Below are 20,128 nucleotides of genomic sequence, written 5' to 3'. Positions count from 1 at the left end.
GTCGGTCAGCCTTTCTTGGCGTCGTTCAGGACGGCCGCGATGGTGCGCTGCACCAGCGGCAGCTTGAATGCATTGTCGGGCGTCGGCCTGGCGCCGGCCAGCAACTGCGCGGCCACCGCGCTGGCGCCCTGGCGCATGGCGGCGTCGGCCGCCGGCAGGCGCCACGGCTTGTGCGCCACGCCGCCCAGGGCGATCCGGCCGCTGCCATCGGGCAGCACCACGGCCGCCACCGAAATGAGGGCAAAGGCGTACGAGGAACGGTCGCGCACCTTGCGGTACAGGTGGGTGCCGCCCAGTGGCGGCGGCAGGCTGACCGCCGTGATCAGTTCGCCAGGGGCCAGGTTGGTGTCCAACTGCGGCGTGTCGCCCGGCGCCCGATACAGGGCGGCGATGGGAATCGTGCGCACCTGTCCGCCCGGCTGCAAGGTGTCGACCGAGGCGTCGAGCAGCATCATCGCCACCGCCATGTCGCTGGGGTGGGTGGCGATGCAGGCCTCGCTGGCGCCCAGCACGGCCAGGTTGCGGGTAAAGCCGCCGATGGCGGCGCAGCCACTGCCGGGATGGCGCTTGTTGCACGGCATGTTGGTGTCGTAAAAATACGGGCAGCGGGTGCGCTGGAGCAGGTTGCCGCCGGTGGTGGCCTTGTTGCGCAACTGTTGCGACGCGCCCGCCAGCAGCGCGCGCGCGAGCACGCCGTAATCCTTGCGCACGCGCGCATCGGCCGCCAGGTCGGTATTGCGCACCAGCGCGCCGATGCGCAGGCCGCCGTTGGCGGTGACCTCGATCCTGTCGAGGCCGGGCCCCAGGCGGTTGACGTCGACCAGGTGGGCGGGGGTTTCAATTTCCAGCTTCATCAGGTCGAGCAGATTGGTGCCGCCGGCGATGAACCTGGTGTCGGGCAGGCGCGCGGCGGCGACCGCATCGGCCGGGGCGGTCGGGCGCTGATAGGTAAATACTTTCATGCGCTCGCTCCCGCGCCGTTGGCGTATTCGGTGATGGCGTCGATGATGTTCGAATAGGCGCCGCAGCGGCAGATATTGCCGCTCATGCGCTCGCGCAGTTCGGTCGGCGTGAGCAAGGGCTTTTCCGTCAGGCTGGCGCTGACGTGGCTGGGCAGGCCCTGCTTGATTTCTTCGATCACCGCCAGCGCCGAGCAGATCTGCCCGGGGGTGCAGTAGCCGCACTGGTAGCCGTCGTGCTTGATGAAGGCCTGCTGCATGGCGTGCAGCTTGCCCGGTGCGCCCACGCCTTCGATGGTGGTGACCTCGGCCCCTTCGTGCATGAGCGCCAGCGTCAGGCAGGCGTTGATGCGGCGGCCATCGACCATCACCGTGCAGGCGCCGCACTGGCCATGGTCGCAGCCCTTCTTGGTGCCCGTCAGCTGCAGGTTTTCGCGCAGCAGGTCGAGCAGGGTCGTGCGGGTGTCCACCTGCAGTTGCTGCTGCTTGCCGTTGATGCGCATGGTTACGCCGGCGATCACGGGCGCCGGCGCGGCCGGGGCCGGGGCCGGGTCGGCCGCCGCGGCGACGGCCAGCGACGGCACTGCCGAAGCGGTGGCGGTGACGGCACTGGCGATGAGCAGATCGCGCCGGCTGAGTTTCAGATCACTGAGTTGGTCCATGGGCGTGCCTCCTGGGTGCTTGCTGTGTGCTTGAATGAAGTAAAACGGCCGGCCAGGGAAACACCACCTTGCAGGGAGGTCTGGTGCGTTTCAAGGACCCCGATGCGGCGCGTTCGGCTGGCTGAAAATCCGCGATTGCCAGTCTAACTGCATTGCGCAATTTGCATGAACACCGTTGAAATGGCCTTGCGGCGCCGTGGCTGAACGGCCCGATCCGGCGACCATGGCACGGCTGGCCCGTGCCGCCTGGCTTATTTGCGCGGCTCCGGCAGGCGCCGGTTGAAGCTGTTGAGCAGCTCGCCCGCGTCGAGCAGTTCGCGGGCCACATCGTTGAGTTTGCGCTGGGACGATCTGGCCTGGTCGCGCAACATCCGAAACGCCGTCTCGCGGTCGAGACGGAAGCGTTCCATCAGCACGCCGACGGCCATGCCCGTTTCGCGCCCCGTTTGCAGGGCCTGGCCGAGCCGCTCTTCGTTGTCGCGCAGGCTGCGGATCTCGTCGCCGCGGGCAAGGCCGGCAATTACGGTGGGCAAGAGCTGGTGCAACTCGATGGGCTTGACCAGGTAGCCCACCGCCCCCTGCTCGGTGGCGCTGCGCACCGAGGCGTCGGTGTCGCTGGCCGACAGAAACAAGAAGGGCACGGGCGAGTTCGCCCGCACGTGGGCGGCCAGTTCGAGGCCGGACATGCCAGGCATCTGGATATCGAGAATGGCCAGGTCGGGTTCGCGGCCGCCATCGGCCAGCATGCCCAGCGCCATCGGCGCGGAGGTGGCGATGCGCACGTCGTAATTGGCCATTTGCAGCATTTTGCTCAGCAGTGCGAGCAGGTGAATATCATCATCGACCAACAGGATCAAACGACGCGAGGGATCGACAGGCAGCGCTTCGGTCATTCCAGCTCCAGGTACAGGGATGGTCCATCATAAGCGATTGCGTCGCCGTGCGTCGCCAACAGACTATCCCGGCAGACCGGAGTGGCCGTTAGCGCGCCTGACCAGCCGTTGCTGCGTTGTTCGTCGTTGCATGGCCGGTCACGCCGCCGCCTCACGCCTTGTCCGCGCTTGCCATGCATCGCGTACGCGCATGTCGCCTACGCGCACGTCGCGTACGCGCACGTCGCTACCGAGTTCCCCCGTCCTGCCGGGCCAGCCTCTAAATAAGCGAGTCAACGTGGGCCTGCAGGCGCAGCAGTGCCGCTGCCGCCACCACCCTGTCGGCGGCGCGCGCCCCCGTTTCGATCTCGGTGGCGTATTGGCTCACCAGGGGAAACCCGAAGGTTCCGCCCGCCCCTTTCAGGGTGTGAGCCAGGCTGGCAACGCCGTGCCAGTCGGCGCCCGCCACGGCGCTGGCCAGGTCGCCCATGCGCGCGCCCAGGGCGGCCAGGAAACTGTTGCGAAAGCCGGCAAAGGCGGGCAGGTGCTCGAAGCCGGTGTCGCTCGGCGGCAAGACGGGCACGCGCTGGCGGGGGACGGGCGCGGCCAGCACGGCGGCAAGGGTGGCGCCCAGCGTGGCCGCTTTGACCGGGATGCCGATGCTGGCGCTGCAGCCGGCCTGGCGCAGGCGCGCGTCGGTGGTGCCGTCCGGGCAGGGCGTTGGCGTCAGGGCGATGATCGGCCCGGCAAACCCGGTGGCGCGCAGCACCGTCGCCGCCGTCAGGCCGTCGAGGACGGGCAAGTCGAGCGCCATCAGGATGACATCATAATGGCAGCTGGCCGCCACTTGCACCGCCAGCGCGCCGTCGCCCACCACATCGCAGGCGACGCCGATGTGCCTGAGCAGCGCGGCAGTCTGCAGGCCCTCGGCCGGATGGTCGACGACCAGCACGCGCGCCGCCAGGTGCGCCAGGCCAGCGCGAACTTCAGCGAACTCGGGTGTTGGCATGGGCAGGCGCCGAAGACTGTGATGTAGCAATGCAGGCGACGCGAAGGCCGGCACGCAGGCCGACGCCGCCCGGACGGCCGGCGCTGCTCACGGGCACGCCCCCGCAGGCGGCGTCACGCCATCATCGCCATGCACGCTACACCCCATATTTTGTGAAATCCTCATGGAAAAAAATGTATCTTTACGTAACATGCTGATGAAGTATTTGCTTGCATTAATTGCGCCAGATGCGCAGAATGAATTGACAATTGATGCCTTCGTGAAACGTCCATCTTCCGCCACTTCGCACCATCGCTTGCAAGAATATTGCATCTGATATTCGACAAGCCGCATGCTTTGTGGCGTATTAACAACCTTTCTATTTAACTTCCTATAGGAAACACATTAAGCACCGAGAGTAACCACTAGTGCAAGCATCAGCGCTAATCGACAATTAAAAAAGTAGGGTTTACTGTCGCCGCCATGTCAATGTCTCCTGCACCGCCCGCGTGGAAGCGCCCACTGGCCGAATGGTCGGCGCTGCTCCTTGTCGCATCCGCCCTGGTCGCCGCCGCCGCCGCATGGCATCACAGCGAAACGGACCGCCTGCTGGTCACCGAACATGAACGCCTCGAGGTATTTGCCAACATCGTCGCCAATGACGTGTCGGTGAACCTGGTGGCGATCAACCAGGCCCTGGCGGGGGTCATCCGCGATCGCCTGCCCGATCCCGCCCATCTCGATGTCGATGCCGTCAACCGTCGGCTGACCACGCTGGCCGAGGCCATGCCCAGCGTGCGCGCGCTGACCGTGATCGACGTCGATGGCATCGTCACGGCGGGCGTGCCGTCCGACCTGATCGGCCGCGATTTTTCAAAACGTGCGTATTTCACCATCCCCCGCCGGCTGGCCGATCCCGCCACATTTTACCTCTCGCCGCCATTTCGCTCGATCCGCGACGACATCGTCGTCAGCGCCAGCCGCATGATTCCCGGGCGCGACGGCCGCTTTCACGGCGTCGTCTCGACGGTGCTGTCGCCCCGTTATTTTGCCAACATGCTGCGCAGCGTCATGCACGCGCCCGATGTGCGCGCCTCGATCGCCATCGCCGACGGTCCGCCGTTTGTCGAGGTGAGCGGCACCGTCAGCGTCAATGGCGCCAGGGCGGCGCCGGTGGCGCGGCCGCCCCTGCTGTTCGCCGCCAGTCTGGCGCCGATCACCGTGCAGCGCACGATTCAACCGGCCAACGTCGGGCTGGACAACTTCCTGATGGTGTCGATCAGCCGCGACGCCAACGCGGTGGTGGCGCCGCTCGACCGCCATGCCAGCATGTTGAGCGCCCTGATCGCCGTTGGCACGGCCATCGGTGCCGCACTGCTGGGCTGGAGCCAGCGCCGCCGGCGCCACCTGCGCCTGCTCGAAGCGGTGCGGCTGCAGGAAAAGGGCCAGGCTGCGGCCCTGCGCGACAGCGAAACCCGGTTTCGCATCCTGATCGAGGAAGCACCGGTGGCGGTGGCGATCGTGCGCGCCGGCCGCTTCGTCTACACCAACCGGCGCTACAAGCTGCTGCACGGCCATCCGCCCGCCGACAGCATGAGCGGCATGCCATGGCGCACCATGCTGGCGCCCGACTCCCTGGCCGTGCTGCGCGAGCAGGAAGCGCTGATCGCCGCCGACTCGCCCACCGAACAGCATTTCGAAGCGGTCGGCATGCGCAGCGACCGCACCTGCATCCCCGTCTTCAAGGCCACCACCCGGGTCGAGCTGGCCGATGGCCCGGCCACCCTGATCTTCACCCAGGACATCTCGGCCCAAAAGCGGGCCGAGGCGTTCTTGCTCGAAGCGCGCGATGCGGCCGAAGCGGCCAGCCGCAGCAAGGCCGAATTCCTCGCCAACATGAGCCACGAAATCCGCACCCCGCTCAACGCCATTCTCGGCCTGGCTTACCTGCTCGAGCAGTCCGAGCTGGGCGTCGACGCCCAGGCCATGCTGCTCAAGATCCGCGCATCGGGGCGCTCCCTGCTGGGCATCATCAACGACGTGCTCGACGTTTCCAAGATCGAAGCGGGCGCCATGACGATCGACCGCAGCTGGTTTGCCCTGCAGGACGTCATCGACAACGTCGCCGCCACCATGGGCGTAGCGGTGGGCGACAAGGACATCGTGCTGCTGGTGCAGCCGCTGCCGTGCCAGGTGGCCAGCGTGATGGGTGACGCCCTGCGGCTCGAGCAGCTGCTGGTGAACCTGACCAGCAACGCCATCAAGTTCACCGCCAGCGGGCGCGTCGAGCTGGCGGTGCTGGCGGGCGCGCAAAAAGGCGAGCGGGTGGAACTGACGTTCGAGGTGCGCGATACCGGCATCGGCATCGACCCGTCGCAGCAACAGGCGATTTTTTCGCCCTTCACCCAGGCCGACAGCTCGACCACCCGGCGCTTCGGCGGCTCCGGCCTGGGCCTGACCATCTGCAAGCAACTGGTGGCCCTGATGGGCGGCCAGATCGGCGTGCGCAGCACGGTCGGCAGCGGCAGCGTGTTCTGGTTCTCGATCCCCGTGCAGTGCCTGCCGGCGGTGACGACCAGGCTGGCCTATTCGTCACCCGAGATGCTCGAGCTCAAGGTGCTGGCGGCCGCCGACAGCGCGCCGGCGCTGGCCAATTGTGTGCTGATGGCGCGCTCGCTGGGCTGGCAGGTCGACAGCGCCAGCGCCGGCGGCGAGTACGTCGGCGCCGGCCTGCCCGCGGTGACCGCGGTCGAGGCGCTGCGCCGGCACCGCCGCGCCGGCAGCCTGCCGGGCGTGGTGCTGCTCGACTGCCAGGGCGACGCCGGCGCCACCCTGGCCACCGCGCGCGCCATCCGCGCCGTCGTTGGCGCGGCGGACTGCCCGGTGGTGGTGTTGACGAGCACCTTCGCCGTCGGCGCCATCAATGCCGCCGCCGCGCACGAACCTGGTGGCGGCCACGGCGCCGTCGATGCCGTGCTGACCAAGCCGCTGACGGCATCGACCTTGTACAACGCCGTGATCGAAGCGCGCCGCCGGCGCGCCAGCGTGCATGGCGGCGCGCCCGCCGTCAAATCGGGCACGCAGCAACTGGCAGGCCTGCGCCTGCTGGTGGTCGACGACAGCGAAATCAACCGCGAGGTGGCGCGCCGCATCCTGTCCGACCAGGGCGCCAGTGTGGCGCTGGCCGATGACGGCAGCGCCGCGCTGGCCTGGTTGGGCGAACATCCCGACCAGGTCGACCTGGTGTTGATGGACGTGCAAATGCCCGTCATGGACGGCATCGAGGCGACCCGCCAGCTGCGCGCCATGCCGTGCTTTGCCACGCTGCCCATCGTCGCCCTCACCGCCGGCGCCTTCCAGTCCCACCACGACGCCGCGCGCGCCGCCGGCATGAGCCACTTCATTACCAAACCCTTCGACATCCCCTTGACGATCGCACTGATACGCCGCCTGACCGGGCGCGACGTCGATGGCGACCCGCCCGTGGCGCCATCGATCGATGCGCCTGGACAGGCCCAGTGTCACGAATGAGCATGCACGCGACACCTGCGCCGGCACCGATGCCATCGCACATCGACATTCCCCCTGCATCTCGCACTGGATTTTTCAAACCTGCTTTTCAGACTGTTTACCGATCGACCATGGCCATTTCATTTCAACACATCGACCCCCGCTCACTGCTCGAAGCCATCGGCAACGACCGCGCCACCTTTGCCCACCTGATCGGCATGTTTCTGCGCTCGACGCCGCAGACCCGCGACGCCCTGCTTGCCGCTGCCGCCGCCGATGAGCGCGCGACGGCGCGCCGGCTGGCCCACGAAATGCGCGGCAATGTCGTCATTTTCGGCGCCACCCGGCTCGCCGCCGAACTGTCGAGCCTCGAACACGCGCTCGACGACGGCGCCGCGCCGGCAGCCCAAATCGCGCGTTGCCAGGACCTGATCGAGGGCGTGCTGGCAGAAATGCAGGCAGCGCTGCTGGAGAACGGTACATAATGCTCAAAGTAACTAGTCCTGTTTCATGACAGGCAAGACACTTTATTTGTGGCAATCTAACGCCAGTTGATAACCACGCCGCAGCCTTCATGTGGGTTTGCGCCCCACCCAAAGCACATCATGATCCGTTTCGCGTGGCACCGTCTCATCGACGTCCGGCTTGACCAGGGCAAGCAACTGTAGCCGCCACGTTCGATTGTGACGCACATGCACCCTACCCTTGCCAGTCTTCTGCGCCAGCATTGCGGCGTCGATTCGGCGGCCGCGCTGCAGGCGGCGCTGGCCGGCGCCGGCGCGCTGCCCGGGACGGCACCGGCCGGCGCCGCCCTGCTGGCCGGCCTGCCAGGCCTGTTCGAGCAGCTCGACGCCCGTTTGCGGCAGGCCGACGATCAGGCGCGGCCGGAGCCGAACGGCCGCGATCACGTCGTGCGCGCGCTGCGCACTGCGGCCAGTGCGCTGCTGGCGCACGGCGACCGGCTGCTGCAGGTGCCGGCCGAAGGCGACATCGAAGCGTGGACGGCGCTCATTCCGCAGCTGGTGGCGCAGCAGGCGCAGCGCCGCATCGACCTGGCCAACCAGCGCTTCGCCATGGACCAGCATGCCATTGTCAGCGTGGCCGACATCGACGGCACCCTCATTCATGTGAACGACCGCTTTTGCCTGATCAACGGCTACACCCGCGCTGAACTGCTGGGCCGCCCCCAGTCGCTGATCGATTCGAACCTGCATGCGCCCGGCTATTTCGACGCCATGTGGGCGACGGTGCGCGCCGGCGCCGTCTGGCACGGTGAAATCTGCCACGTCACCAAGAGCTCGCGTCATTACTGGGTCGATGCCACCGTGGTGCCGTTTGTCGACGCAGCCGGCGCGCCCTACCAGTTCATCACCATCCGCACCGATATCAGCACCAGCAAGCGGCTGGCCGAAAAAATCGCCATCAGCGAGCGCCAGTACCGCAACGTCGTCAACAGTCTGTCGGAGGTGGTATTTCGCGCCGACACGGGCGGTTACTGGAGCTTTCTCAATCCCGCCTGGAGCGCCATCACGGGCCATGAAGTGAGCGCCAGCGTAGGCCGTCATTTCACCGACTTCGTCGACCCCCGTTCGCGCGTGGAAGCGGCGGCCGCCTTCGATCGCATCGTCAACGGCGGCGGCGACAGCGAGCGCCACCTGATGCGCTACATCACCAGCGACGGCCAGGTGCGCCACATGGAGGCGCATGCACGCCCCGAGTACGACGAGGCGGGCGTCTGCACGGGGGTGACGGGCAGCCTGGCCGACGTCACCGAGCGCAACGCGGTCGAGCAGGCCATGCAGGCGGCCAAGGAGGCGGCCGAATCGGCCAGCCGCTCGAAGAGCGAATTCCTGGCCAACATGAGCCACGAAATCCGCACCCCCATGAACGGCATCATGGGGATGACCGACCTGGTGCTCGAATCGGACCTCACCGCGGTCCAGCGCAACTATCTCGACATCGTCAAGTCCTCGGCCGACGCACTGCTGGCCATCATCAACGACATCCTCGATTTTTCCAAGATCGAGGCGGGCATGATGGACCTCGAGGCGGTGCCGTTCGACCTGGCCCGCGTGGTCCAGGACAGCGTGCGCTCGCAATCGGCGCGCGCGCGCGGCGCCGACATCGAACTGCTGCTCGAGATCGATCCGGCGCTGCCGCGCTGCCTGCTGGGCGACCCGGGGCGGCTGCGCCAGATCGTCATCAACCTGGCCGGCAATGCCGTCAAATTCACCCGTGCCGGCCAGGTGGCGGTGAGCGTGCGCCTGCTGGCGCGGCCCGAGGGCGCCGCCGCAGTGGACGGGGACGAGGACGCACCGGTGTGCTTTTCCATCACCGTGAGCGACACCGGCATCGGCATCGCCGCCGACCAGCAGGCGGCCGTGTTCGACGCCTTCCGCCAGGCCGATGGCTCGACCACCCGCCGCTTTGGCGGCACGGGGCTGGGACTGTCGATCACCCGTCGCCTGGTGGCGCTGATGGGCGGCACCATCACTCTCGAGAGCGAAGTTGGGCGCGGCAGCAGTTTTTGCGTCACGCTGGTGCTGGCCCGCTGTGCCGGCGCCAGCGTGACGCAGGCGTCGCCGCGCAACGCCACGCTGGCGGGGCGCACCCTGCTGCTGATCGACGACGGCAGCGCCAGCGGCCACATCCTGCAACACATGTTCGAGCGCTGGCAATGCGGCGTCATCGAACACCGTTCGGGCGCGGCCGCGCTGGCATGGTGCGCCGCCGATACCAGCAGCGCGATCGACTGCATCGTGCTCGACCTGTCGCTGCCGCAGATGGACGGCTTCGACACCGCGCTGGCGCTGGCCTCGACGCGCCTGGCCAGCGTGCCGCTGCTGATGCTGTCGTCGGCCTGCATGGCCGGCGACGCCGCCCGCTGCCGCGAGCTGGGGATCGGCGCTTATCTGCAAAAGCCGGCGCGCGCCGACGACATCCGCGGCGCCCTGCAGGACCTGCTGGGCCAGAGCCGCGCCGTGCCCGCCGCCAGCGCCGCCACCCGCACCCTGCCGCAACTGGCGCTGGCGCCGGCGGTGACGAGCAGCCTGGCGGTGCTGCTGGTCGAAGACAACGAACTCAATCAGCAACTGGCGCAGATCCTGCTAACGCGCTGGGGCCACCGCGTCACCATTGCCGGCAACGGCATCGAAGCGCTGGCGCTGCACGCGCAGGCGCGTTTCGACATCATCCTGATGGATCTGCAGATGCCGGAAATGGGCGGCTTCGAGGCCACCGCGCACATTCGCCGGCGCGAGCAGGCCGGGGTGGCCCGTTCGATCATCATCGCCATGACCGCCAACGCCTTTGAAGGCGACCGCGAAAAATGCATCGCCGGCGGCATGGATGATTACCTGTCGAAGCCATTTCGCGCGCAGGCCTTCCAGGACCTGATCGCCCGCTACAGCGTGGAGGCCGCGCCCGCCGTGGCGCCGGCGCCATCGGCCGCTGGTGGCGACAGCGTGCCCGCCCTGGTGGCCGGCGTGCGCGCGGCCTGGCGTGGCGGCGACGTCGCCACCGTGCGGCAGCAGGCGCGCCGCCTGACCCAGCTGCTCGCGAGCAGTCTCGCCCTGCCCGCCATGCACGCCAGCGCCGCCATCGACCGCGCCCTGCTGGCCAACCCGAATGTCGATGTCACGGACCTGCTTGAAGACCTGGAACAGCAGACCATCAAACAAAAGTGAACCCCTACTTTTGTTTGGTTTAGTCAGGCAAAAATTCCCGGCGGAGCCGGGCCTTTTTGGGGTGGACGCAAAAGTAGATCAAACAAAAGTGAACCCCTACTTTTGTTTGAGCTGGTCAGGTAAAAATTCCCGGCGGAGCCGGGCCTTTTTTGGGTGGACGCAAACCCGAGTCTGAGCAGGGTTCGCCTCGGAGAAGGATGGCCGCGCGGCCAACGGCGCAGGGTCAGACTGCAACACATGCCAACCATAGCGCGGCCAACGGCGCGGGGTCAGACCGCGGCACATGCCAACCACAGCGCGGTTCCCCGAGGCGACGACAGATCAGCATCGGGTTTGCGTATACTGAAAAAGCCGCCCGGCTCCGCCGGGTGGCTTTTTTATCTAACCAAACCAAACAAAAGTAGGGGTTCACTTTTGTTTGATTCTCTACTCCCCCAACGCTGCCGCATTTTCCACCGCAAACACCGCCGCCTGCACCCGGCTGCTCAGGGACAGCTTGCGCAGCACGTGCTGGACGTGGATCTTGACGGTGTTTTCGGCCAGCGACAGCGTGCGGGCGATGACCTTGTTGCTCTCGCCGTGGGCCAGGCGACGCAGGATCTGCTTCTCGCGCGGGGTCAGGCTGGCCAGGTCGGCGGCGGCGGCGTTCGGCACCCGTAACTGCTGCACCAGTTTCGACGTCATCGCCTCGGCAACGATCACTTCGCCGGCGGCGGCGCGGCCCACCGCGCGCACCAGGAAATCGGCGTCCGCACTTTTGAGCAGGTAGCCACAGGCGCCACCACGCAACGCTTCGGCCAGGTCGGCGGCGTCGTCGGAACTGGTGAGCATCAGGATGGCCGAGCGCGGTGTGTCGCGACGCAGTTGCGCCAGCATTTGCAGGCCGCTCATGTCAGGCATCTGCAGGTCGAGCAGGATCACCGCCGGCTGGTGCAAGCGCGCCAGCGCCAGGCCGGCGGCGCCATCGGCAGCCTCGCCGATCACCCGGATGTGCGGGTGCGGCTGCATGAATGCCCTCACGCCGAAGCGGAATAATTCGTGGTCGTCAATCAGTAACAGGGAAATGGGCGGTGGTGGTACCTGACTCGTCATGCAATCTCCCTAGGTGCTTCGTGGCGCGATGTCACATTCTAATCAATTTCGCGCATGGGGAGGAATCTAGTTGTTTTTTCATGTTTAGTCTGGGCGTAACATTCGTCTGCACGCCGTGCGGCACCAGCCCCGCTTCACAGCGCCAGCAGGCGCGCAAAAAGGCGCGTGGCCATCAGCCCCACCGGTCCCGCATGCAACTGGGGCGCCATCAGGGTGCGCAGCGCTTCCATCGCCTCGTCCCGGCTGGGCATGTCGGCGATGCGCTGCTCGAGCAGGTGCAAATCGCTGACCGGACCGCTGCCACCGCTGCCACCGCTGCGCAGGATGGCGCGCGGCGCCGCCGGCCGTTCCTGCGGCCCGGCCAGTTGCTCGAGCGCGCGCACCTGCGAGCGGTGCGACACCCTGCGCGGCGGTACCACCTGTTCGCTCTCGATCCAGTCGCGCAGCACTTGCTGCTCATAATCGCTAAACACCCCGAACATGGTGGCGTTGGGGCCCTGGATCAGGCGCCAGAAACGGCTCTGATCGGCCGCCTGGCCACGCTCGATCCAGCCCGCCTTGACCAGCGCAGCCAGCAGCGCCGGCATCTGCTCCGGCGTCGCCAGCCAGTCGTTGATGGAGCGTCCCGCCACCCGGCAATAGTCCGAATGCATGTTCTGGCCGTGCCTGCTCTTCGACATCATGATGGCCAGCACTTCGTCGTCGAGGTCGAAACCGTCGATGACGGACAAGGTGCTCGCGCCGAGCGCGTTGAGACGATAGCCATCGCCGACGCGGCGAAGAAAATCGGCGCGGTCACCCAGTTGCGGCAACAAGTCGCGCACCGCTTGCGCCGCCTTGCGTGCATGGCCGCAATCGGCGTTGTCGATGGTGACGTGCAAGGTAAAGTACATGGGGTCGATGCCCAGCTCGTTGAGCTCGTAGGCACAGATGAGCAGGTGCAGCGGCAATTGTTCGTAACCGAGATTGAAGCCGATAATTTCCGGCAAGAACGCCTCCGCATTGTGCGCCAGCGCCAGCTGGATGGCGCCTTGCACAAAGTGGCTGTCGTCGAGCCCCTGCCAGTCGTCGATCGCGTGGGTCTTGAGCAGCTTCTGGAACAGCGCCACATGATTCTTGGCCGGCACGCCATCGCCCAGTTCTTCCAGGTAGGTGCGGATCAGGCCCAGAAAACGGGGATCGTTCCAGTGCGCCAGGATGCCGTACAACCAGGCGCCGTCGACCAGTTTGGTCGGGCCGACCGCCTTCAGGAAATGCAGGGCATGCGAACGGGTGGGGAAATAGCGCCGCGGCGCGCCGGCCTTGCGCTCGCCCAGATAGGTCCGGTAGGACAGGCCCACCTGCTGCGTATGCTGCGCGATCGTCTCGTCGAGATCGCTCAGATCGGCGGGCACATGCTCGCCCAGCGCGCGCGCGGCGGCGATCTGCCCGTGCAGCCAGGCGGCACCGTCGGCCCGCGCCAACGCGGGACGCTCGCGCAAGGCCACGTACAGGTCACGCACCGGCAGCGCTGGCACGGCCGCGGACGGCAGCGCGCCGCCATTGGCAGGGAGGGTCATGGAAGGCACATCGAGGCAGGTTGTGGACATGATGATCGCTGTAAATAAATTCGATGCGCCATTATGTCGCGCCAACTTGCCCCCTTGAATCGGCGCACCGGCTTAGTGCGTGTAGTCCTATAACCACATGATCGTTACGCAAACTTAAAATTTATGCAAAAAATTTAATCGCGCTGGCCCGGGTGGGGCCGGCCTGCACAATTGGAATCGCGGCGCCCGCCAGCGAGTGCGCCAAGTAAAATAAGGCCATTCCAGCCACCCGCACGCTGGCCTCTTCTATATGAGACCGATGAGACTGAATCAGGAAACCGTGGCGCTGCTGCGCAAACTCGATAACGAAGGCGGACTCGTCCCGCAAGTGCTCACCGATGCACCGAAAATGATGTTCGACCTTCACCTGGTCAGTCGGCAAGGTTCAGGGGCTTTGCAACTGACCAGGACCGGTGCGCGCGCGCTGTTCCAGGCCGAATGCATCGCAGCCCTCGAGCACGCCGTCGACGGCCTGGCGCCGCCGATGGCCAGCGGCGTCGAGCGCTGGCTGACCTCGAGCGGCTTCCTCCATGGCGTCCATAAAACCGTCACCGCCCGCGGCAAACTGTGGCTCGCTTCGCTGACCCCGCAGGCGGCGCTGGTGGGTGCCACGCTGGCAGAGCCCGCCGCGACGGCCGGCAACTGCACGGCGCGCCGCGACGCGGCCTGAGCAAGCGGGCCGCAGTCACGACATATATGTATATATATATAGGTCGTAGCTGCTGTCCTTAGCTGAAGCGCTGATTGAACAACTGGAACTGGCTGTGGCCGGCGTTGCCCGTGAGCACCAGGTCGGCGCTTTTCAAGCCCAGCAGGCTGATCCGTGTTGCACCCGCCACGGCGTGCGCATCGACGATGGCGCCCTCGGTGATGCCGGGGCAGACTGCCACATGCAAATAAGGCAACACCTCAAATACCGCCGTCGTCGCCGGCGCCACCGCGCCGCACCGGCACAGGGGACGGCCATCCTTGTACAGCACCACCTCGAGCAGGCCGGCGGCGGTGGCATTGCGCACGCCCACCATATTCGGCCCCGCCGCCACCACCGAGCGCGCCAGCAAGGGCGTGCCGGCGCCGGCGGCCACGTCGAACATGTCGCCGGCGAAGGCATCGTGCAGGCCGGCGTGGGCGCCGCACGGATCGAACACCCCGATTTGCTGGGAAAACGGCAGCACCACGCGGGCGTGCTGGCCGGCGCAAATCCGGATCACCTTCCACGCCAGCACGGCGTCGTCCGCCCCGGCGGCGGAATTTTTCTTGAATAACACCACCTGGCTGGCCGCACCCGCGTCGCCGTGGTGGTGCAAGGTCAGTACGACGGGCGTTTGCGCCAGTGTGGTGCTGGCCGGGGGCACGGCTGCCGCAGCTGGCGGGCGTGCTGCGACATGGGGCGCGGAGGTCGTCATGGCCGCTCAGCCGTGGGCAAAATACAGGTTGAGCGCGGCGCAGGCCACGGCCGCCAACTGCTCCTGCAGGTCGATCGACAGGGGACCGGCAAGGTCGAACTGTTGTGACCACACCACGGTACCGGCGGCATTGTCGACCAGGCGCAAGGCCAGTCGGACCATCTGGCCGTCGATCCGCACGCTGCCTTCCAGGCGATGGCTGACGCTGGCCGCGCTGCGCGCCGCCGTGTGCGGCACGATGGTGGCGCCGAAGGCGCAGTACAACTGGTGCACCAGTTCCTCGTTGAGGCCGCGGGCAAACGCGTCGCCGTAGACGTCGCCGTCGAAATACATCAGCGCGCAATGGGCCAGCAGGTAGTGGCGGGCGATGCCGCTCACCGGCGGCAGCGGGAGCGGCAGGGACGGCACGGCGGCGCGCGAGGGAGGGGCCATCAGGGTGATCTCCGGCATGTAACTTCCAATCGGAATGGCAAACCGGATCGGGTCCTCGCACCCGGCGCCGCTGTAATAGACGCGCAAACGCTCGCGCAGGCGCCCCACCTGGACCCGGACGATGGGGTCGGTGCAGGTGTTGTAGGTGGCCGGATTGCGCTTGAAGACTTCGATGCCGACCGCGTATTCGTGGGTCTCGCGTTGTGATCCTGACAATTTTTGCTCGACCAGGAAGCGCAACAGTTCGCGCATTCTCTGGGCCCGGCCAAAGTCCGCACTGAGCAAAACTTTCGTCAAAGCAACCCGCACCTCGCTGGCGCCGGTGGTCGGTGCGAGTTGTTCGGTGGACATCATCATGGCTGCTCCGCAAGTGCACACAAAACCGGGGGCCGATTGACCCTCGTCATTCTGTGGAATGGGTCGAACTGTAGGCACTTAAGACTATTCTGACCTTCCGGAAACCTTCCGGCCGCTAAGCCATTGAATTTAATAAATAAATTTTCTCGAAAATTTGCAAATAGATGCCAAAAATAAAAGTTGTGTGGGGCAAATATCATCAGCTACACTGAGCAACATTGAAATAAAGAAATGAATAACGCGATGAGAACAGTGAGATCATGAGCATTTCCGCCTTCCGCTTCGGCGATTGGCTGGTCGATCCCGCCACCAATTCGATCCACGATGGCGCCGAGCAGCGCCAGATGGAACCGCGCGCGATGGATGTACTGGTGACGCTGACGGCGCACGCGGGCGCCGTAGTTACTACTGAGCAACTGCTGACGGCCTGCTGGGGCAGCAACATTGGCGGCGACAATCCCGTCCACAAAACCATTGCCCAGTTGCGCAAGGTACTGGGCGACTCCAGCAGCGCGCCGCGTTATATCGAAACGATCCGCAAGCGGGGATATCGGACCGTGGCGGACTTGCAACGGAGCAATGATGCCCCCGAAGCAAGTTGGCTTAATGAAACTCCATTCCGCGGACTGGCCGCTTTCGAGGAGCGTCACAGCGCCGTGTTTTTCGGCCGCGCCGATGCCAGCAATGCCGTGCTGCGGGCGATTGACGCACAGATGCATGCCGGACGGGCCATGGTCCTGGTGCTGGGCCCGTCCGGTTCCGGCAAGACCTCGCTGATCCGCGCGGGCGTGCTGGCCGGGCTGATCGACGGTACGGCGCCGATCAACCTGAGAATTGGCAACAACCTGTATGTCGATTGCGCCGACCTGGCCGAGACCGACCTCTACGGTGCGCTGGGCAGCGTCCTGCTCGACGCCGAGGGCGCCGACGGCGCGCCCCTGTTCGAGCACGACAGCGCGGCCAGCCTCGGCGCGCGCCTGGTGGCCGATGTCGATGCCGTGATCGCCCGCCTGCTGGAAGTGGCCCAGGCCAGCGGCACCCGCACCGCCCTGTTCATCGACCGCTTCGAAGCGCTGCTGCGCGACGCTGACATCGGCGAGCGCGAGCGCGCCGGCTTCGTCGACATGCTCGATCGCCTGGCCGCCAGTGGCGCGGTGCTGGTGCTGCTCGCCTGCCGCAACGATTTTTATCCCCACCTGGCCAGCATCGGCGCCCTGATGGCGCTCAAGGCCAACGGCGGCCACGTCGACGTGGCCGCGCCCAGCGGCGCCGAAATCGCCCAGATGGTGCGCCAGCCCGCACGCGCGGCCGGCCTGCGCTTCGGCACCAGGGCAATCGATGGCGCCGCCCTCGATGACGAATTGTGCGCGGCGGCGCGCGACCGCCCCGACGCCCTGCCTCTTTTGCAATATTGCCTGGAGGAGCTGTACCGCCAGCGCACCGACGACAATACCCTCAGCTTTGCCGTCTACCAGCAGTTGGGCGGCATCGACGGCGCTATCGGCGCCCGCGCCGAGCAGGTGCTGACGGGCCTGGGCGCCGGCCAGATCGCCGCCCTGCCCCACGTCTTGTCGCTGCTGGTGCAGGTGGCGGAAGACGAACTGGCGGTGACGGCGCGGCCGGCGCCCTGGTCGGCGCTGGCCAGCGCGCCCGCCGAAGACCTGGTCAAGGCGCTGGTCGATGCCCGGCTGGTCACCAGCAGCCTGCACGCGGGCACGGCGGTGTTCGGCCTGGCCCACGAGGCCTTGCTGCGGCGCTGGCCACGGGTGGTGGCCTGGGTCGACAGCCATCGCCAGAGCCTGCAGGTGCGCACCCGCATCGCCGCCAGCGCGGCGCGCTGGGACAAGCACGGCCGCAGCCGCGATTTGCTGCTGCCGCGGGGCTTGCAGGCGAACCAGGCCAAGCTGTTGCGGCAGGACAGCGCGCTGGGCCTGGAACCGCTGACCGGCGCCTACATCGACGCTTCGCTGCGCCGGGTGCGCCGGGGCGAAACGGTGCGCGTGGTAATTTTTTCCGTGATGTCGGCGCTGGCGCTGCTGGCGCTGGCCCTGAGCGTGTTCGCCCGCAGCGCCCAGCGCGAAGCGGAGCAGCACCGCAACGAGGCCGAAGGTCTGATGAGCTTCATGCTGGGCGACTTCGTCGAGCGCCTGCGCCCGCTGGGCCGGCTCGACCTGCTCGACAGCGTCAGCAACCGCGCGCTGGTCTACCTGGCCGACGGCCGCCACGAAGCGAGCGGCGCCGCCCTGGCCCAGCGCGCCAAGGCCCTGCAGGTGCTGTCGGAAGTAAAAATGGCACGCGGCGATGCCGCCGGCGCCGAATCGGCCCTGCTGCTGGGCCGCGACATCCTCCAGCGCCAGCTGGCGGCATCGCCGCACGACGCCGCCCTGCTCAAGAGCGCCGGCGCCAATGCCTTCTGGCTGGGGCAGCTGCATTTCGACCGCAGCGACTGGACGGTGGCGCTGCGCTATTTTACGCAATACCGCCAATTCGCTGATCGCCAGGCCGCTGCCGCCCCTGACGATATGGACGGCGTCATCGAGCAATCGTATGCCCACAGCAGCGTCGGCAGCGCCGCCCTCGGTGACGGCCAGACCGCCTTGGCCGTCGAAGAATTCGCCCGCTCGGTCGCCCTAAAGACGACCTTGCTGGCGCAAGCGCCGAACAACGACAAGCTGGCGGCCGACCTCGCCAACAGCCTTTCCTGGCAAGCCAGCGCGCAGGCCAAGCTGGGCAAGCTGGACGCGGCAAGGGAGCTGTATCAGCGGGAGGTCGGGATAATGCGCAAACTGCATGAAGCGTCGCCGGCGAATGCCGGCTGGACGCAGCGCTACGGATTCGCCCTCTCGCACCAGGGAGAAATGAACGAGGCACTGGGACTGCGCATGCTTGCGCGCGACGACTACGCGCATGCAGCCACGTTACTGCGCACCATCGTCAATCGCGATGCCAGCAATGTCGATCTGCTCACGCGTTTGCAAACAATCGAAGTCATGCGTTTTGGCGTGTCCGACGACAGCGGGGCAACATCCGCCGGCTGGACCGACTTGCAGGAGCAACTGGATAAATCGGCCGAGCGAGAACCTGCCAAACCAAAGTTGGCACGCCTCGCTGCGGCCGCCAGGGTGCGCCAGGCAGAAATGAAAGTGCGCAGTGGCCAGTTCGCCAGCGCTACGCAAATCCTTGCACCAGGATTACACACACTCGAAGCGCTCAACGCAAAAATGCCTGCCGATCAAGCGATCGCGAAGGCCTACGCTGAGGCTTTGTTGATCAAGGCTGAACTAATCTCCGACGTCAACGCTGGACGTGAACTGTGCCGAAAAGCACGAGATGTACTTGAACCTGCCAATCCACGCGCGGGAGATTACACGGTATTGGTGCCCTGGGTACAGGCCAGCATCTGCGCAGGATATGGCGCACAGATTTCCACGCAACTGAAACAGCTGGAAAGCATGAAGTACCAAGAACCTCATTTCGTCACTTACCTGGCGAATCACCCTCACATTAAAGGCACACCATGAGCAATAGCAATCCAACCATTGTTCCAGTCACGGTCACCATCACTGAACAAGACGGTGTCTTCAGCGCGAACTACGACCCGACGCCGGCTGTGCTTCCCGGATCGGGCATTCTTGAATTCACGCTTGACACCCCCGAATGGACATTCGGGGCGATCACCTTCGCGCCGCCATTTAGTGACCTCGTCATTATTAGCCCGATCCAGTTTACTATCGCCGATGCTGGCGGCCCGCGCGATTCAACCAATAGCTTTAGCGTCGTCATCGTCCAAACGGCACAGCACCGTGGAGAGCCGAACCAGATCGACACGGATCCCGAAGTGCTCAATGGCCCGCACGGCTAACCTGGATTTGGCCGAACATCGAACTACTACATCGCATCCGCCTTTGCGTGGTCGATGTCGGCTATTCATTGCCGATTGGCCTCGCGGAACTATCGGCGTTCAATCGATTTAAACAATAGAAGAATGCATATGAAAAGACCGTTATTTCAATCCTTGCCTCGACCGCAGTACTGAGCAGCAGTGCTGCCCGTGCCAATGATGTTGCTGTTTCGTATTACTATTACAATACATCAGGAGTCCAGGTTGGCACGCGGTAAGTCGACTGCGATGGTGCTGAAACCGTCGTCGGCGAGCAAACTGTTGATGAAGTTGCGGTAAGCAGCAGCGCGTGCGGCGCGGTTGCCGATACCTGAGGTGTACTGTCAATAGCGGACACTCTTGTCTCAGGCCGCCTGTCGTTGTTCTCTAAATTTTTCAGCGAACAACGCGGGCGCAATATTGCCGAGGCGCGAGTGGCGCCGCTGGCGGTTGTAAAAGCTTTCGATATATTCCTGTATGGCTGCTCGCGCATTGGCCCTGGTGGCGTACCGTTGATGATGGACGAGCTCGTTTTTCAGGCTACCCCAGAAGCTCTCCATCGGCGCATTGTCGAAGCAGTTTCCTCGGCGTGACATGGACGCTGTCATGCCAAATTGCTTCACCAGTTTTTGATAGTCGTGAGCGCAATATTGGCTGCCGCGGTCGGAGTGATGAATCAGCCCCGGCGCGGGGCG

General features: G+C 65.8%; 16 protein-coding genes. 7 read left to right on the top strand and 9 right to left on the bottom strand.

Features of this window, described 5'->3' with window-relative positions; translation table 11 throughout:
* Window positions 1-5 precede the first annotated feature (5 nt).
* The 4 genes from ACP7EY_RS21845 to ACP7EY_RS21830 form a co-directional block, all read right to left on the bottom strand.
* Window positions 6-962, bottom strand: coding sequence for an FAD binding domain-containing protein (locus tag ACP7EY_RS21845; RefSeq protein WP_426197383.1), 957 nt, complete (start codon window positions 960-962; stop codon window positions 6-8).
* Window positions 959-1,621: an aldehyde dehydrogenase iron-sulfur subunit PaoA gene (gene paoA, locus ACP7EY_RS21840; protein WP_426197381.1), complete on the bottom strand. Its 663-nt coding sequence runs from the start codon at window positions 1,619-1,621 to the stop codon at window positions 959-961. The genes ACP7EY_RS21845 and paoA overlap by 4 nt, the downstream gene beginning before the upstream one ends.
* Window positions 1,622-1,872: 251 nt before the next feature.
* Complete coding sequence (locus ACP7EY_RS21835) at window positions 1,873-2,514, bottom strand: ANTAR domain-containing response regulator (protein WP_426197379.1); 642 nt, start codon at window positions 2,512-2,514, stop codon at window positions 1,873-1,875.
* Window positions 2,515-2,773: 259 nt separating this feature from the next.
* Window positions 2,774-3,502 (bottom strand): Hpt domain-containing protein, encoded by a 729-nt coding sequence (locus ACP7EY_RS21830; RefSeq protein WP_426197377.1) that lies wholly within the window; start codon window positions 3,500-3,502, stop codon window positions 2,774-2,776.
* A 163-nt stretch (window positions 3,503-3,665) separates the two neighbouring features.
* On the opposite strand from ACP7EY_RS21830, the gene ACP7EY_RS21825 reads away from it, so the two are divergent.
* The 4 genes from ACP7EY_RS21825 to ACP7EY_RS21810 all read left to right on the top strand — a co-directional run bounded on the left by ACP7EY_RS21825 (window position 3,666) and on the right by ACP7EY_RS21810 (window position 10,677).
* Window positions 3,666-3,818: a hypothetical protein gene (locus ACP7EY_RS21825; RefSeq protein WP_426197375.1), complete on the top strand. Its 153-nt coding sequence runs from the start codon at window positions 3,666-3,668 to the stop codon at window positions 3,816-3,818.
* Between the two features lie 146 nt (window positions 3,819-3,964).
* Window positions 3,965-7,012: an ATP-binding protein gene (locus ACP7EY_RS21820; protein WP_426197373.1), complete on the top strand. Its 3,048-nt coding sequence runs from the start codon at window positions 3,965-3,967 to the stop codon at window positions 7,010-7,012.
* 110 nt (window positions 7,013-7,122) lie between these two features.
* Window positions 7,123-7,476, top strand: a complete 354-nt coding sequence (locus ACP7EY_RS21815; RefSeq protein WP_426197371.1) for an Hpt domain-containing protein — start codon at window positions 7,123-7,125, stop codon at window positions 7,474-7,476.
* 207 nt (window positions 7,477-7,683) lie between these two features.
* A complete protein-coding gene (locus tag ACP7EY_RS21810; RefSeq protein ID WP_426197369.1) occupies window positions 7,684-10,677 on the top strand; it encodes a response regulator in 2,994 nt (997 codons plus the stop codon).
* Window positions 10,678-11,103: 426 nt separating this feature from the next.
* On the opposite strand, the gene ACP7EY_RS21805 is transcribed toward ACP7EY_RS21810, so the two are convergent.
* Together ACP7EY_RS21805 and ACP7EY_RS21800 are read right to left on the bottom strand one after the other, a co-directional pair.
* Entirely contained in the window at window positions 11,104-11,769 is a 666-nt protein-coding gene (locus ACP7EY_RS21805) for a response regulator (RefSeq protein WP_426197367.1), read from the bottom strand.
* A 134-nt stretch (window positions 11,770-11,903) separates the two neighbouring features.
* Entirely contained in the window at window positions 11,904-13,358 is a 1,455-nt protein-coding gene (locus ACP7EY_RS21800) for an iron-containing redox enzyme family protein (RefSeq protein WP_426197365.1), read from the bottom strand.
* 259 nt (window positions 13,359-13,617) lie between these two features.
* Here ACP7EY_RS21800 and ACP7EY_RS21795 point away from each other — a divergent pair, with 259 nt between their 5' ends.
* Entirely contained in the window at window positions 13,618-14,028 is a 411-nt protein-coding gene (locus ACP7EY_RS21795) for a hypothetical protein (protein WP_426197363.1), read from the top strand.
* 58 nt (window positions 14,029-14,086) lie between these two features.
* Here ACP7EY_RS21795 and ACP7EY_RS21790 read toward each other — a convergent pair whose 3' ends face one another.
* Window positions 14,087-14,764 (bottom strand): hypothetical protein, encoded by a 678-nt coding sequence (locus tag ACP7EY_RS21790; RefSeq protein ID WP_426197362.1) that lies wholly within the window; start codon window positions 14,762-14,764, stop codon window positions 14,087-14,089.
* A gap of 6 nt (window positions 14,765-14,770) precedes the next feature.
* Window positions 14,771-15,553, bottom strand: a complete 783-nt coding sequence (locus ACP7EY_RS21785) for a hypothetical protein (RefSeq protein ID WP_426197360.1) — start codon at window positions 15,551-15,553, stop codon at window positions 14,771-14,773.
* Window positions 15,554-15,813: 260 nt separating this feature from the next.
* Here ACP7EY_RS21785 and ACP7EY_RS21780 point away from each other — a divergent pair, with 260 nt between their 5' ends.
* Window positions 15,814-19,074, top strand: a complete 3,261-nt coding sequence (locus tag ACP7EY_RS21780) for a winged helix-turn-helix domain-containing protein (RefSeq protein ID WP_426197358.1) — start codon at window positions 15,814-15,816, stop codon at window positions 19,072-19,074.
* Window positions 19,071-19,415 (top strand): hypothetical protein, encoded by a 345-nt coding sequence (locus ACP7EY_RS21775; RefSeq protein WP_426197356.1) that lies wholly within the window; start codon window positions 19,071-19,073, stop codon window positions 19,413-19,415. Before ACP7EY_RS21780 ends, ACP7EY_RS21775 begins: the two co-directional genes overlap by 4 nt.
* A 383-nt stretch (window positions 19,416-19,798) precedes the next feature.
* Here ACP7EY_RS21775 and ACP7EY_RS21770 read toward each other — a convergent pair.
* Window positions 19,799-20,128: IS3 family transposase (locus tag ACP7EY_RS21770; protein ID WP_426197354.1), on the bottom strand; the 330-nt coding region annotated here is incomplete at its 5' end.

Origin of the sequence: Massilia sp. DWR3-1-1 (assembly GCF_049898325.1) — a bacterium.
Classification (GTDB): Bacteria; Pseudomonadota; Gammaproteobacteria; order Burkholderiales; family Burkholderiaceae_D; genus JAFCUW01.
Note: the sequence above shows the minus strand (reverse complement) of the source record. Positions and strands in the feature narration are given on the sequence as shown.

What these genes read in the sequence shown, in the direction of transcription:
- ACP7EY_RS21845 (WP_426197383.1), bottom strand. Translation starts at nt 962, where the DNA reads ATGAAAGTATTTACCTATCAGCGCCCGACCGCCCCGGCCGATGCGGTC.
- paoA (WP_426197381.1), bottom strand. Translation starts at nt 1,621, where the DNA reads ATGGACCAACTCAGTGATCTGAAACTCAGCCGGCGCGATCTGCTCATC.
- ACP7EY_RS21835 (WP_426197379.1), bottom strand. Translation starts at nt 2,514, where the DNA reads ATGACCGAAGCGCTGCCTGTCGATCCCTCGCGTCGTTTGATCCTGTTG.
- ACP7EY_RS21830 (WP_426197377.1), bottom strand. Translation starts at nt 3,502, where the DNA reads ATGCCAACACCCGAGTTCGCTGAAGTTCGCGCTGGCCTGGCGCACCTG.
- ACP7EY_RS21825 (WP_426197375.1), top strand. Translation starts at nt 3,666, where the DNA reads ATGGAAAAAAATGTATCTTTACGTAACATGCTGATGAAGTATTTGCTT.
- ACP7EY_RS21820 (WP_426197373.1), top strand. Translation starts at nt 3,965, where the DNA reads ATGTCAATGTCTCCTGCACCGCCCGCGTGGAAGCGCCCACTGGCCGAA.
- ACP7EY_RS21815 (WP_426197371.1), top strand. Translation starts at nt 7,123, where the DNA reads ATGGCCATTTCATTTCAACACATCGACCCCCGCTCACTGCTCGAAGCC.
- ACP7EY_RS21810 (WP_426197369.1), top strand. Translation starts at nt 7,684, where the DNA reads ATGCACCCTACCCTTGCCAGTCTTCTGCGCCAGCATTGCGGCGTCGAT.
- ACP7EY_RS21805 (WP_426197367.1), bottom strand. Translation starts at nt 11,769, where the DNA reads ATGACGAGTCAGGTACCACCACCGCCCATTTCCCTGTTACTGATTGAC.
- ACP7EY_RS21800 (WP_426197365.1), bottom strand. Translation starts at nt 13,358, where the DNA reads ATGTCCACAACCTGCCTCGATGTGCCTTCCATGACCCTCCCTGCCAAT.
- ACP7EY_RS21795 (WP_426197363.1), top strand. Translation starts at nt 13,618, where the DNA reads ATGAGACTGAATCAGGAAACCGTGGCGCTGCTGCGCAAACTCGATAAC.
- ACP7EY_RS21790 (WP_426197362.1), bottom strand. Translation starts at nt 14,764, where the DNA reads ATGACGACCTCCGCGCCCCATGTCGCAGCACGCCCGCCAGCTGCGGCA.
- ACP7EY_RS21785 (WP_426197360.1), bottom strand. Translation starts at nt 15,553, where the DNA reads ATGATGATGTCCACCGAACAACTCGCACCGACCACCGGCGCCAGCGAG.
- ACP7EY_RS21780 (WP_426197358.1), top strand. Translation starts at nt 15,814, where the DNA reads ATGAGCATTTCCGCCTTCCGCTTCGGCGATTGGCTGGTCGATCCCGCC.
- ACP7EY_RS21775 (WP_426197356.1), top strand. Translation starts at nt 19,071, where the DNA reads ATGAGCAATAGCAATCCAACCATTGTTCCAGTCACGGTCACCATCACT.